The organism is Halobellus inordinatus (assembly GCF_024498335.1).
Taxonomy (GTDB): Archaea; Halobacteriota; Halobacteria; order Halobacteriales; family Haloferacaceae; genus Haloquadratum; species Haloquadratum inordinatus.
In genome coordinates this window covers 638,402-650,715 of record NZ_CP101825.1, presented here as the reverse complement: position 1 = coordinate 650,715, position 12,314 = coordinate 638,402, and the positions used below count along the sequence as shown (strand labels likewise).

The following is a 12,314-nucleotide window of genomic DNA, read 5'->3' as shown; positions in this document are numbered from 1 at the left end:
CGAATCGACGCGCGCGCCTATCACCGTTGTGCCTCGCTCGCTCCCGTGTCGCGCCCGCCGGGGTGCCGACTCGCCCCCGACAACGAGCGAAAGTGGTACGTCCCGGGCGCGCGACGCTCCGGTATGCGCATCGCCGTGCCCAACAAGGGCCGCCTGCACGAACCGAGCGTCGACCTCCTCGAACGCGCCGGTCTCCACATCGAGAGCGCCGCCGACCGGAAACTCTACGCCGACACCGTCGATCCCGACGTGAGCGTCCTGTTCGCCCGCGCGGCCGACATCCCGGAGTACGTTTCAGACGGGGCCGCTGCGGTCGGCATCACCGGCCGCGATCAGGCCGTCGAATCCGGGTGTGACCTCGTGGAACTCCTCGATCTCGAGTTCGGCCGCTGCCGACTCGTCCTCGCGGCACCCGAGGACGGCGACATCTCCGATCCCGCCGACGTCGCGGGCAAGAGCGTCGCGACCGAGTTCCCGCGGATCACACAGCAGTACCTCGAGGAGGAGGGGATCGACGCCGACGTCGTCGAGGTGACGGGCGCGACGGAACTGACGCCACACGTCGAGATGGCCGACGCCATCGTCGATATCACCTCGACGGGGACGACGCTGCGGATGAACCGCCTCGCGGTCGTCGACGAGGTGCTCGAATCGTCGGTGCGGCTGTACGCTCACCCGGACTACGCCGACGACTCGAAGGTCGAACAGCTCGTGACGGCCTTCGAATCTGTGCTCGCCGCGGAAGACAAGCGCTACGTGATGATGAACGCGCCGCGGGATCGCCTCGACGACGTCCGCGAGGTCATCCCGGGTCTCGGCGGTCCGACGGTGATGGACGTCGCGGGCGACGACACCGTCGCGGTCCACGTCGTCGTCGAGGAACACGACGTCTTCGAGGTCGTCAACGACCTGAAGGCCGTCGGGGCCTCGGGAATCCTCGTCACCGAGATTGAGCGACTCGTCGAGTGAGTTGAGAGCGGCGCGCGAGCGGACGGAAGGTTACACCGGCTACCCCGGCGCGCTCGTCAGGAGCGCCAGCACGCCGAAGATGATGGTCCCGAGGATGACGCTGACGACGAAGTGGATGAGCGTGATGTACGCCGACAGCCGCCGCGTCTGCTCGTAGAGCAGCGCGATCGCGACCCCATCGAGGACGAGCGCAGCCACGAGCCCCACGAAAGGATTCACCCCGAACGTCGTGACGAGGATGGCGACGACGGCGGGAACGGGACCGACGACGAACGCGTTGCGGACGGGGACGTCTCCGAGGACGTTGCGGGCGGCGATGTGTGCGGTGATCGACAGGAAGATCGCGAACGAGGCGAACGTTCCGGCGATCGCGATCGGACTCCCGGCAGCGGTGGATTGGATGGGCAGCAACATACAGAACGAATCGAGAGCGTCGAGAGCGCGACCTCAGTCCTCTAGCAGGCCGAGTTCGCTCAGCCGAGAGACGATGACGTCGACGGCCTCGCGGGCGTCGTCGGGCTCTTTGCCGCCGGTTATGACGAGCTTCCCCGATCCGAACAGCAGCGCGACTACCGCAGGCTCGTCGAGCCGGTAGACGAGCCCCGGGAACTGCTCGGGCTCGTATTCGATGTTCTCCAGCCCGAGCCCGATAGCGATGGCGTTGAGGTTGAGATTGCGACCGAGATCCGCGGAGGTGACGATGTTCTGAACGGTGATCTCGGGGTCGTCGTCGACGGGGATCTGCAGATCACGGAGCTTCTCGAAGACGATGTGGAGGCTCTCGTGAACGTCGTCGGTCGACTTCGCGCCGGTACAGACGATCTTGCCGGAACGGAAGATGAGCGCCGCAGACTTTGGCTCCTGGGTTCGGTACACGAGACCGGGAAACTGCTCGGGGTCGTAATCAGCACCTTCGAGGTCCATCGCCACGCTCTGGAGGTCGAGCTCCTGACCGATCCCGGTGGAGGCGACGACGTTCTCGATGTTGATGGTGTCCTTGGGGTCGCTCATTGACGACTTAAACGACGTATTTAAGGTTTAAAAAGGTTGGTGCGGGTGCTGACAGGCCGCAAGCACCGGACGGCGCGGCGTCTGGGCGGCCGCGAACCGCCGGGACCGCGCTTTTGGAATTCCTGGATTCGACGTGCAATCGCTACTATCATTGGCGGGCAGAGCGAGGGACGAGCGTGTACTGTCTGGAACTCGCGGGCGAGGCGGACGACGAGGCGTTCGCCGCCCTGGAGGCCGACCGCGCCGCTGCGTCGGCCGTCACGCGCGTCGCCCCGGGACTCGCCACCGCCCGCGGCGTCCGTCTCGACCGCGTGCCGACGCTCGCGTACACGCGCCGCGTCTCCGAACTCCTCGGCCGGACCGACGCGTCGGTGTCGAGTGCGGTCGCACTCCTCGAAGCGGCCTCGATTGAGCGGCGCGGCAGCGTCGCCGTGCGGGCGCGGAACGTCCGCGCGACGGCCGAGGTGAGCACCGCGACGGCCGAGCGCGAACTCGGTGGGGTGCTCGTCGACCGCGGCTTCTCGGTCGACCTCGACGACCCCGATCACGAACTCCGCGTCTGTTTCGCCGACGACGTCTGTCTCGTCGGCTGGATCGCCGCCGAGCGCGACGCGGCCTTCGGTTCGCGCGCGCCGACGGATCGGCCGTTCTTCCAGCCAGGGAGTATGGCCCCGATGGACGCCCGCGCGTACGTCAACCTCGCGGCCGGCCCGGCGCTCCCGGATGCGACGGTGCTCGATCCGATGTGTGGCACTGGCGGCCTGCTCATCGAAGCGGGGCTCGTCGGCGCGCGCGCCGTCGGCTCGGACGCCCAGCCAAAGATGGCACACGGCGCGGCCGAGAACCTCGACCACTACCTCTCTGAGACCGACTGGGGCGTCGTCCGCGGTGACGCCACTGCACTCCCGTTCGCCGACGACGCGGTCGACGCCGTCGTCTTCGACGCGCCCTACGGTCGCCAGTCGAAGATCGCCGGGCACGAACTCGCGGACCTCGTCGGCGGCGCGCTCGCTGAAGCGGCGCGCGTGGCCCCCGCGTGCGTCCTCGTCGCCGACCGATCCTGGGACGACGAGGCCCGCGAGGCTGGTTGGACCGTCGATGCGCACTTCGAGCGCCGCGTCCACCGGTCGCTGGTCCGACACGTCCACGTGTTACAGCGTGTGTGATCCGCCGCCGTCGGAGTCCGACCCGTCTACCGTTCTCGTGCTGCCAGAATAGACTCGCCGGCGCGGACGCTGTCGCCCTCCTCGACAAATAGATCTTCCCGGTCATAGGCGGGCGGCAAGAGGACGTCCGCGCGCGATCCGAAGTCGATGTGGCCGATCCGCTGTGCGCGCTCGAGGTCGTCGCCGGCGGCGACGTACGGGTGGATGCGCCGCGCGAACGCACCGGCGATAAGCGAGAGTTCCGCAGGCCCCTCGTCGGTCGCGACGTCGACGTCGACGCGCTCGTTGCGCTCTGACTCCTTCGAGAACGCCGGTCGGTGTGCGCCCGGACGGTGGGTGACGCGCTCGACGTGCCCGTCGAACGGCGCGCGGTTCACGTGCACGTCGGTGACGTTCATAAACACGCCCACGCGGAGCTGATCGCCCTCCTCGCGCACGACCGAGACGTGGCCGTCGGCGGGCGAGACGACGCCCGGACCCGAGGGCTGGCGATCGGGATCACGGAAGAACCACGCGACGAAGCCGCCGGCGGCGAGCGCGACGACGGCCAGCGGGAACGCGAACGGCGCGAGTACTGCGGCTGCGGCGAACGCGGGAACTGCAAATCGACGAGCGCCCGGAGCGAAGCGCATCGCTCAGGCCAGCGCCTCCTCGTCGAGTTCCGACTGGCCGCCGGCCCACGCCGCCAGGAGATGGGTGATGTGGAGGCGGCCGTCGTTGCCCTCTGCGAGGTCGAGATCGACGCGTCCGGCGAGCCGGTGGAGTCGCACGAGGTTCGCCTCGCCGAACTCCTCGGGGTAGGTGTCGGCGACGCGAAGCAGTTCCGAGAGGAGTTCCTGGCCGCCGAAGCCCTCGTCGTCCAGCAGCGACGTCACTTGCTTGCGAGCGTCGGTGATCTCGCCCGTGGCTGCGGCGTCGAGGACGGCCTTCAGCGCGTCGTCGTGGCCGGCCTCCGAGAGCGCCGTCTGTGCCGCGTCGACGGTGATCTCGTCGTCGCCCTCGATCGCAGCGTGCTGGGCGGCGAGTACGGCGTAGCGGAGGTCGCCGTCGGCCTTCGAGGCGATGAGGTTCAGCGCCATCGGCTCGGCGCCGACCTCCTCGGCGTCGGCGATATCGACGAGTACGGCTTCGATCTCGTCGGTGGTCGGCGCGCGTACGGGAACGGGGAAACACCGCGAGCGGATCGGCGGGATGAGCTTCGAGGGCTGCCGCGTCGTGATCACGAACTGGGTGCTCTCGTGGTACTGCTCCATCACGCGGCGTAAGGCCTGCTGGAAGTCCTCGCGGATGGTCTCGGCGTTGTCGAGGAGCACTGTCTTGTACGTTCCCGAGGCGGGCTTGTACGACGCGAGCTCCTGCATCACGTGCGAGATCATATCGCGCTTGGACCACTCGCGTTTGTACTTGTTCCCCTTGCCGCCGCGCCGGTACTGTTTCGAGAACGCCGTCTGTCCCTGCAGGAAGCGTTCGAAGCGCGGATCTTCGCGGATCTCCTTTTTGCTTCGGCTGAAGAAGTCCGCGACGTTGATCTCGACGAGGTCGGCGTCGGGATCCTCGTGCGCCTCGCGGGCGAGCGCGCGGACGGCAGCGGTCTTCCCCACGCCCGGCGGGCCCTGCACGACGAGGTTCATCGGTTCGTCGACGGTGCGTGCGAGTCGCTCTCGGACCTCCTGCTGTGGCAGGTCCGAGAGCGAGGGCGCGTGCTTCTCCGTCCACAGGGGCGCGTCCATCGACGGCGAGTAGTCGGCGGGGGGCTAAGAAACTCTCCCTCCGCGGCCGCTACACGCTCGGTGGCCGTTACGGGGCGCGCTCGGTTTCGGGGTCGTTGCGTTCCCGTTCGCGAGTGTCGCCGCGCTGGCCCTCATCGTACTCCTGTCCCCGCTCTTGCGCTCTCTTCTGCTCGATGCGTTCGCGGGCATTCTCGGGAGTGTCCGTCTCCAAGAGGACTTCGAGCTTCCGCTCGAACTGGTCCTCGGAGAGGTCACCACGCGCGTAGCGGTCACGAAGCCGGTCGAGCGCGGCGTCGACGCCTCCGTCGGCGCCGTTCCACTGGTCACCTCCCACTGTACCGTCTGACCGTTCGACCCGAGGAGTACGCGCCGTCGACGAATCGGTCTCTGCTTCGGCGCGTTGTCTCCTGCGAGCGAGTGAGACCAGCGGAACGACGACCGCGTAGCCGACGACGAAGACGAGCCAGAAGTCGACCGCGGCGAGCAGCGGGACGCCGAAGAGCGATCCGAGCCCGGCTCCGAGGACCACGAGCGCGGTGGCGGCGACGACGGGGTCGTCCGAGTCGGCGGGATCGAAGCCCACTCGGTCCAGTCGGTCTCGGCGATCGTCCATACCCGTCGGTTCGGGAGGACGACCAAAAAGTTACGCCGCACCGATATGATCCGACACGGGTTTACCCCGTCGCCTCCCAGAACCGGATATATCGATGCGCGTGACATTTCTCGGGACGGGTGGGGCCGTACCGACGACCGAGCGGGGGCCGAGTGCGTTCCTCCTCGAACGGGAGGGGGAACGGCTCCTGTTCGACTGCGGGGAGGGCACCCAGCGGCAGATGATGCGGTTCGGGACCGGATTCTCGGTCTCGCACGTGTTCGTCACGCACCTCCACGGCGATCACGTCCTCGGCATTCCGGGGCTGATCCAGACGCTCGACTTCAACGACCGCGAGGAGCCGATCGCCATCCACGGCCCGCCGGGCTCGAAGGGCCACCTCGAACGCCTCGTCGAAGCCGGCGGCTATCGACCGAGTTTCCCCGTCACGGTCCACGAAACCCGTCCCGGCGGCGTCGCGCTCGACGCCGAGGACTACGAGGTTCGAACCTTCGCCACCGAACACCGGGGCGCGAGTTCGATCGGCTACGCGCTCGTCGAGGACGACCGTCGCGGTCGTTTCGACCGCGAGAAGGCCGAGGAACTGGGCGTTCCCGTCGGTCCGAAGTTCAGCCAACTCCACGACGGCGACTCCGTCGAACTCGACGACGGCACGGTTATTTCCCCCGAACAGGTCGTCGGCGACCCCCGCCCCGGGCGGCGCTTCGTCTACACGGGCGACACTCGCCCGGTCGACGCCACCGTCGAAGTCGTCGACGAGCCCGACCTGCTCGTCCACGACGCCACCTTCGCGACGGAGTGGGCCGACCGCGCGCGTCAGACGGGCCACTCGACCGCCCGCGAGGCCGCCGAGGTCGCCAACCGCGCCGGTGCGAAGCGGCTCGCGCTCACGCACATCTCCTCGCGGTACGCCGGCGACGCCTCGCCGATCGAACGCGAGGCGAAACAGACGTTCTCCGGCGAGCGAGCGTTCGTCCCCGACGACGGACAGAAAGTCGAGATTCCGTATCCGGACGACGAGTGAGCGACGGCTCGTCGTGATCGGATCTGGTTTGCGAACAGCCGGCCACGAGTGTTCCCGCGCGGGGAGGCCGGACAACCGCTGACCGGCGCGGGGTGAGCGTTACGTCACGGCGGCGATGGCCCCGGCCTCCGGTATAAACGCTCGTGATGCACTCCGGCGTGGCATATATATCCGCAGACACCCAAGCGACGGTGTGAACGACCGGACGAGCGCACTCGACACCCTCGTCTTCGGCGTGGACATCCAGAGTGGTGACGTCCGCGGGGACGCGCCCTCGTACGCCCTCGTCGCCTTCGATGGCGAGAACGTCGACCGCGACGTGGTCTCCCACCGAAAGCTCCGCCGCCTCCTCGACCGCGAGGAACCGGCGATGCTCGCGACCGACAATATGTACGAGCTGGCGGCCGACAAGGACGAACTCGTCCACTTTCTGCGAGCGCTTCCGGCGGAGACGAAACTCGTGCAGGTGACTGGCGCAGAGCGGCCGGAACCGCTCTCGCGCGTCGCCTCCAGACACGGCGTTCCCTACGGGAAGAAGCCGATGAAGGAGGCCGAAGCCGCGGCACGGCTCGCGGCGGCGAACGTCGGATACGAGGTGGCGGCGTTCGGCGACACCACGACGGTCAAGGTGTCTCGCGGGCGCTCGACCGGCAAGGGTGGGTGGAGCCAGGACCGCTACACGCGGCGGATTCACGGCTCCGTGAAGCGCCGCTCTCGTGAGGTCCAAGAGCGACTCCGACAGGCCGACCTCGAATTCGAAAAAGAAGTCACAGAGAAGTACGGCGGCTACGCGAACGCCGTGTTCACGGTCGAAGCGCCGCCGACTGACATTCCGGTCTCCCGCGGTCGCTCTGGCGACACACGAATCGAGATCGAACGTGAGCGCCACGACGGCATCGAGTTCGAGCCGTTAGTCAAGCGGCGCGACCACGTCGTCGTCGGGATCGACCCCGGAACGACGACGGCCGCGGCGGTCGTCGGCCTCGACGGATCCGTCCTCGACGTCTACTCGACGCGGACCGCCGATACGGCCGACGTGATCGAGTGGCTCATCGAGCGCGGGCGACCGATCGTCGTCGCGGCCGACGTCACGCCGATGCCCGAGACCGTCGAGAAGTTCCGGCGGAGCTTCGACGCCGCCGCGTGGACGCCGCATTCGGACCTCCCGGTCGACGAGAAGCTCCATCGCACGCGCGAGGCCGCCTACGAGAACGACCACCAGCGGGATGCCCTCGCCGCGGCGCTGTTCGCCCTCGACGACCACGAGGACCAGTTCGAGCGCATCTCACAGAAGGTGCCGCCGGACGTCGAGCGCGGTACGGTAATCTCCCGCGTCGTCGCGGGTGAGGAGTCCGTCGAGGCCGTCCTCCGTGACCTCCGGGACGACGAGGACGACGAGGAGTCCGAACCCGAACACGAGGAGCGCGAACTCACTGACGACGAAAAGGAGATTCGGCGGCTTCGCAAGCGCGTCGAACGCCTCGAATCGCACGTCGACGACCTCAACGAGACGATCGACGAGCGCGAGGCGACGATCGAGGAGTACAAAGAGAAACTCTCGGAGGCGAAGCGCGAGGAGCGCCGGAAGGCCAGAGAGCGCCGCGAGGTAAAACGTCTCGAACGCGAGAACGACCGGCTCGAACGGCGCGTCGAGACCTTAGAGGAGGAAAACGAGGAACTCGACGGGAAGTTAGAGCGACTGAAACGTCTCTGGAAGCTCGATCACTCGAACTTCGCCGACGTCGACACCGACGGCGACCTCGTCTCTGTGAAGGTGATCGAGCAGTTCACGCGGGACGCCATCGAGACGACAGACGAGCAGTACGGCCTCGCCGCGGGCGACGTCGTCTACCTTCGTGACGCCTCCGGGGCCGGGCGATCGACCGCCGAACGGCTGGCGGACGTCGATCCACGCGTCGTCCTCCGCTCGGGCGGCAACCTCTCGGAGATGGCTGACCAGATTCTCTTCGAGCACGATATCCCCGTCGCGCCCGCCGACGACGTCGCGATCCAGGAAGTCGACGAACTCGCGGTCGCCAGCGAGGCCGACGTCGAGGCCGCGATCGACGACTGGGAGCGTCGCGCGGAGGAACGCCGGAAAGAACGGAAGGCGTCGATGGTCGATCAGATCATCTCCGAGCACCGCGCGGAGACGCGCAGCGAGAGCCGATAACGGATTTTATCCTCTCACCGAGCGCGAGCGGTGGCATCGACTTCGTAGGGCGCGTCAGGCTGACCGAGGAAGTAGTACACGACGAAGCCCACGAACGGGAGGAAAAAGCACAGCGCCGTCCACGCTAGCACGGCATCGCTCCCGCGCCCCGTCGCGTCGAGGTAGACCCACCCTGGCAGCGCGACGTGGGCGACGAGGAAGTACAGCGCGAAGCCCGCGAAGTACGCAAACGTCCCCACGTCGGTGACGACGATCCACATCACGAGCAGCGGCAGGAACGCCACGGCGACCAACCCCCCGAGGACGATGAGCGGCGAACGGGTCGTTGCCATCGCCGATCCGTTGGGACCGCGTGCGTATGACGCTTTCCAGTGGGGTCGGCAGTCGCCCCGGTAGTCTCTACACGGACCGCGTCCGACCCACTTCTTTACAACGCCGCGCGAGGTATCTACGGCCGACTATGAGTTCGATGCCGAGCCGGACGCTTCCGAGTGGCGATGAACTCCCGATCGTTGGCTACGGGACGTGGGACAGTTCGGGCGAGGACCTCCGCGACGGCCTTCGAACCGCGCTCGATGCGGGCTACACCCACATCGACACCGCCGAGGGCTACCAGAACGAGGACACGATCGGTGAGGTCATCGCCGAGTACGACCGCGACGACCTCTTTTTGACGTCGAAGGTGCTCCCCTCGAACCTCCACTACGAGGACGTCCTGGAGTCGCTGTCGGCATCGCTCGACCGCCTCGGCACCGACTACCTCGACCTGTATCTGATCCACTGGCCGAACCCGACTATTTCGCTGCGCGAGACGTTCCAGGCGCTCGAACGCGCGTACAACGACGGCCTGATCCGCAACGTCGGCGTGAGCAACTTCACGCCCTATCAGCTCCGGTTCGCCCAGAAGGTCGCCGACGTACCGATCGCCGCGAACCAGATCGAGTTCCACCCCTGGTACTTCCAGGAGGACCACCTCGAATTCTGTGACGAACACGACATCGTCGTCGAAGCGTCGGCCCCGCTGGCCCGCGCGGAGTTCCTCGACGACCCGCTCGTGACCGAACCAGCCGACGCCTACGGCGTCTCGCCCGCCCAGATCGTCCTGAAGTGGGCGGTCGAGAAAGGCGTCGTCGTGCTCCCGAAGTCGTCGGACCCCGACCACATCGAGTCGAACATCGACCTCTTCGACTGGGACCTCGACGCGGACACGGTCGCCCGCCTCGACGGCGTCGACCGGATGGAGAACGTCTATATGATCGACCTCGACGACGAGATCTACGGGATTCCGTCGTAACCGCGTCGCGGTCGGCAGCGTCCCCGATCCTGTCCGCGAGGACATCCCAGAAGTCATATGCCGGAGTCGCGATTCTGCGCACGTATGGACGCCTACGAGCAGATCACCCGGAACGTCTCCGAGGTGGTCACAGAGGACGAAGTGCGCGCGCTAGCCGAATCCCCGGACGGAAAGCGGGCGTACGTCGGCTATGAGCCCTCCGGCGTCCTCCACATCGGTCACATGCTGACCGCGAACAAACTCATCGAACTCCAGGAGGCGGGCTTCGAGATCGTCGTGCTGTTGGCCGACGTCCACGCCTACCTCAACGACAAGGGGACGTTCGACGAGATTCGCGAGACGGCGACCCGAATGCAAGAGCAGTTCGTCGCCTACGGCCTCGAGGAGTCCCAAACCGAATTCGTCCTCGGCTCTGAGTTCCAACTCGACGAGGAGTACGTGCTCGACCTGCACGCGCTCGAACTCGAAACGTCGCTCTCGCGGGCCGAGCGCGCGATGGCGGAGATTCAGAGCGGCGACACCGCGACCGTCGCACAGGCGGTCTACCCGCTGATGCAGGCGCTCGACATCGTCTATCTCGACGTCGACCTCGCGATCGGCGGGATGGAACAGCGCAAGGTGCATATGCTCGCCCGCGACACGCTGCCGAGCATCGACGTCGACGCGCCGACGTGTCTTCACACGCCCTTGATCGCGGATCTGACGACCGGCATCGGCAAGATGTCGACTTCCTCGGGCGTCTCCATCTCGATGGAAGACTCCGCGTCGGACATCGAAGACAAGGTCAACAAGGCGTACTGCCCGCCGACCGCGGATCCAGAGCCGACAGACGAGGGACAAGAGCGGGAGAACCCCGTCCTCCAGATCTTCGAGTACCACATCTTCCCGCGCTTCGGCGAAGTCGTCGTCGAACGCCCCGAGCAGTACGGCGGCGATCTGACCTACGAGCGTTACCAGGACCTCGAAGACGACCTCGAATCCGGCGAACTCCACCCGGCGGACGCGAAGGGCGCGCTCACGACGTACCTGAACGACCTCATCGCGCCCGGTCGCGAGAAGATCCGCGAGCAGCGGGACTGATAGTGATTACTCTCACTGTGTACCGCCGAGCGCCACTCCCGGAGGCGATGGTCGGCGGTAAGAGACGAGAGTAATCATTATGAAGCTCCGCCGTCGGTCTCCCCCACCGACGTCGCCTCCTTGCCACTGCGGCCGTCTGACGCCCGTCTTGCTGAGATTGATATTCGTGAGCCGCTAATTTACCCGATTATGGGGATCAAGGGAGTAGTGCTCGGCGCGTATGCGCTCTGTCTCGGGGGGCTGCTGTTGTTCTCGGACTCGGGCGTCGCGACCGGGTTGGGGGTAACGCTCGTCGCACTCACGGGCGTCGCAGTCGTCGCTCAGTACGGGACTATACAGTAGCGTTTGCAAGCGTTCGCACGCTGACCGAGTTGCAAACGCTACTGTACAGCCATCGCGTCCGCGAGAGTGAACGTCCCTTCGTAGAGCGCGGTCCCGACGACGACGGCCGCCGCACCGGCGTCTTTCAGCGTTCGGACGTCGTCGAGCGACGCGACCCCGCCGGAGGCGACGACCGGGATGTCGACGGCGTCGACGACGCGGCGCGTCACGCCTGCCTGGACGCCCTCGTGTTGGCCTTCGACGTCGACATCGGTGAACAGAATCGCGCCCGCGCCGAGGTCCGCATAGCGCGCCGCGGCGTCTGCGGGATCGAGTCCGGTGCCCTCGGTCCACCCGGAGACGACGACCTCGCCGTCTTTGGCGTCGAGGCTCACCATCACGCGCCCGGGGTACTCCGCGGAGATTTCTTCGACCAGTTCGGGCTCTTCGACGGCCGCCGTCCCGAGAATGACGCGCTCGACGCCGCGGTCGAGCAGGTCGATCGCGTCCGCCGCAGTGCGAATCCCGCCGCCGAGTTGCACCGGCACGTCGACGGCGTCGACGACGGCCTCGACCGCGTCGGCGTTCTGTCTCTCGCCCTCGAACGCCCCGTCGAGATCGACGAGATGCAGGGTCTCGGCGCCGGCGTCGACCCAGCGCTCGGCAGCCGCGACCGGGTCGCCGTAGCGTTTCTCGGTGCCGCGTTCGCCCTGTACGAGCTGGACGACCTCGCCGTCCTGCATATCGACCGCGGGGACGACCTCGAAAGTGGGGAATGGATCGCTCACGCGCGAGTGTCGGCGGGGGAGCGGCCTAAAGTCTCCGGAGCGGCGTGCCGCCGCGCGGTCGGATCGGACGCAGCGGTGCGAGACCGCGCCCTTGCAGTCGCAGCGAGGGTGCGTGTCTGTGTCACTCGAACCGAAAGAGCCACAG

14 protein-coding genes are annotated in these 12,314 nt (G+C 67.1%); 7 read left to right on the top strand and 7 right to left on the bottom strand.

The genetic code is table 11. From position 1 onward, the window contains the following. The first annotated feature begins 123 nt into the window (after positions 1-123). Positions 124-969 (top strand): ATP phosphoribosyltransferase, encoded by an 846-nt coding sequence (gene hisG / locus NO362_RS03350; RefSeq protein WP_256288554.1) that lies wholly within the window; start codon positions 124-126, stop codon positions 967-969. A gap of 39 nt (positions 970-1,008) precedes the next feature. Here hisG and NO362_RS03345 read toward each other — a convergent pair whose 3' ends face one another. Together NO362_RS03345 and NO362_RS03340 are read right to left on the bottom strand one after the other, a co-directional pair. After that, the gene (locus NO362_RS03345; RefSeq protein ID WP_256546112.1) at positions 1,009-1,383 is read right to left on the bottom strand and encodes a DUF7473 family protein; all 375 of its coding nucleotides are present in this window, start codon (positions 1,381-1,383) and stop codon (positions 1,009-1,011) included. Positions 1,384-1,416: 33 nt separating this feature from the next. Continuing rightward, positions 1,417-1,980 (bottom strand): TATA-box-binding protein, encoded by a 564-nt coding sequence (locus tag NO362_RS03340; RefSeq protein WP_121568755.1) that lies wholly within the window; start codon positions 1,978-1,980, stop codon positions 1,417-1,419. A 176-nt stretch (positions 1,981-2,156) separates the two neighbouring features. Here NO362_RS03340 and NO362_RS03335 point away from each other — a divergent pair, with 176 nt between their 5' ends. Next, entirely contained in the window at positions 2,157-3,146 is a 990-nt protein-coding gene (locus tag NO362_RS03335; RefSeq protein ID WP_256546111.1) for a methyltransferase domain-containing protein, read from the top strand. A 26-nt stretch (positions 3,147-3,172) separates the two neighbouring features. Here NO362_RS03335 and NO362_RS03330 read toward each other — a convergent pair whose 3' ends face one another. The 3 genes from NO362_RS03330 to NO362_RS03320 all read right to left on the bottom strand — a co-directional run bounded on the left by NO362_RS03330 (position 3,173) and on the right by NO362_RS03320 (position 5,489). Continuing rightward, positions 3,173-3,778, bottom strand: coding sequence for a protein sorting system archaetidylserine decarboxylase (locus NO362_RS03330; protein ID WP_256546110.1), 606 nt, complete (start codon positions 3,776-3,778; stop codon positions 3,173-3,175). A 3-nt stretch (positions 3,779-3,781) separates the two neighbouring features. Then, complete coding sequence (locus tag NO362_RS03325) at positions 3,782-4,876, bottom strand: AAA family ATPase (protein ID WP_256546109.1); 1,095 nt, start codon at positions 4,874-4,876, stop codon at positions 3,782-3,784. A 67-nt stretch (positions 4,877-4,943) separates the two neighbouring features. Continuing rightward, on the bottom strand, positions 4,944-5,489 hold the full coding sequence (locus NO362_RS03320) for an SHOCT domain-containing protein (protein WP_256546108.1): 546 nt from the start codon (positions 5,487-5,489) through the stop codon (positions 4,944-4,946). 94 nt (positions 5,490-5,583) lie between these two features. Here NO362_RS03320 and rnz point away from each other — a divergent pair, with 94 nt between their 5' ends. Next, positions 5,584-6,513 (top strand): ribonuclease Z, encoded by a 930-nt coding sequence (rnz, locus tag NO362_RS03315; RefSeq protein ID WP_369335097.1) that lies wholly within the window; start codon positions 5,584-5,586, stop codon positions 6,511-6,513. Between the two features lie 193 nt (positions 6,514-6,706). Continuing rightward, entirely contained in the window at positions 6,707-8,686 is a 1,980-nt protein-coding gene (locus tag NO362_RS03310; RefSeq protein ID WP_256546107.1) for a DUF460 domain-containing protein, read from the top strand. Between the two features lie 14 nt (positions 8,687-8,700). On the opposite strand, the gene NO362_RS03305 is transcribed toward NO362_RS03310, so the two are convergent. Then, entirely contained in the window at positions 8,701-9,018 is a 318-nt protein-coding gene (locus NO362_RS03305; RefSeq protein ID WP_256288561.1) for a PLDc N-terminal domain-containing protein, read from the bottom strand. Between the two features lie 128 nt (positions 9,019-9,146). On the opposite strand from NO362_RS03305, the gene NO362_RS03300 reads away from it, so the two are divergent. From NO362_RS03300 to NO362_RS03290, 3 genes are all read left to right on the top strand, one after another. Further along, positions 9,147-9,980: an aldo/keto reductase gene (locus NO362_RS03300; protein ID WP_256546106.1), complete on the top strand. Its 834-nt coding sequence runs from the start codon at positions 9,147-9,149 to the stop codon at positions 9,978-9,980. Positions 9,981-10,064: 84 nt separating this feature from the next. Further along, positions 10,065-11,060 carry a tyrosine--tRNA ligase gene (locus NO362_RS03295; RefSeq protein WP_256546105.1) on the top strand — a complete coding sequence of 332 codons (996 nt, stop codon included), beginning with the start codon at positions 10,065-10,067 and terminating at the stop codon, positions 11,058-11,060. A gap of 189 nt (positions 11,061-11,249) precedes the next feature. Then, positions 11,250-11,402, top strand: a complete 153-nt coding sequence (locus NO362_RS03290) for a hypothetical protein (RefSeq protein WP_158599317.1) — start codon at positions 11,250-11,252, stop codon at positions 11,400-11,402. A 38-nt stretch (positions 11,403-11,440) separates the two neighbouring features. Here NO362_RS03290 and hisA read toward each other — a convergent pair whose 3' ends face one another. Continuing rightward, positions 11,441-12,169, bottom strand: coding sequence for a 1-(5-phosphoribosyl)-5-[(5-phosphoribosylamino)methylideneamino]imidazole-4-carboxamide isomerase (hisA, locus tag NO362_RS03285; RefSeq protein ID WP_121568746.1), 729 nt, complete (start codon positions 12,167-12,169; stop codon positions 11,441-11,443). Positions 12,170-12,314 lie beyond the last annotated feature (145 nt).

What these genes read in the sequence shown, in the direction of transcription:
- NO362_RS03305 (WP_256288561.1), bottom strand. Translation starts at nt 9,018, where the DNA reads ATGGCAACGACCCGTTCGCCGCTCATCGTCCTCGGGGGGTTGGTCGCC.
- rnz (WP_369335097.1), top strand. Translation starts at nt 5,584, where the DNA reads ATGCGCGTGACATTTCTCGGGACGGGTGGGGCCGTACCGACGACCGAG.
- NO362_RS03345 (WP_256546112.1), bottom strand. Translation starts at nt 1,383, where the DNA reads ATGTTGCTGCCCATCCAATCCACCGCTGCCGGGAGTCCGATCGCGATC.
- NO362_RS03330 (WP_256546110.1), bottom strand. Translation starts at nt 3,778, where the DNA reads ATGCGCTTCGCTCCGGGCGCTCGTCGATTTGCAGTTCCCGCGTTCGCC.
- NO362_RS03300 (WP_256546106.1), top strand. Translation starts at nt 9,147, where the DNA reads ATGAGTTCGATGCCGAGCCGGACGCTTCCGAGTGGCGATGAACTCCCG.
- NO362_RS03290 (WP_158599317.1), top strand. Translation starts at nt 11,250, where the DNA reads ATGGGGATCAAGGGAGTAGTGCTCGGCGCGTATGCGCTCTGTCTCGGG.
- hisG (WP_256288554.1), top strand. Translation starts at nt 124, where the DNA reads ATGCGCATCGCCGTGCCCAACAAGGGCCGCCTGCACGAACCGAGCGTC.
- NO362_RS03320 (WP_256546108.1), bottom strand. Translation starts at nt 5,489, where the DNA reads ATGGACGATCGCCGAGACCGACTGGACCGAGTGGGCTTCGATCCCGCC.
- NO362_RS03295 (WP_256546105.1), top strand. Translation starts at nt 10,065, where the DNA reads ATGGACGCCTACGAGCAGATCACCCGGAACGTCTCCGAGGTGGTCACA.
- NO362_RS03325 (WP_256546109.1), bottom strand. Translation starts at nt 4,876, where the DNA reads ATGGACGCGCCCCTGTGGACGGAGAAGCACGCGCCCTCGCTCTCGGAC.
- NO362_RS03340 (WP_121568755.1), bottom strand. Translation starts at nt 1,980, where the DNA reads ATGAGCGACCCCAAGGACACCATCAACATCGAGAACGTCGTCGCCTCC.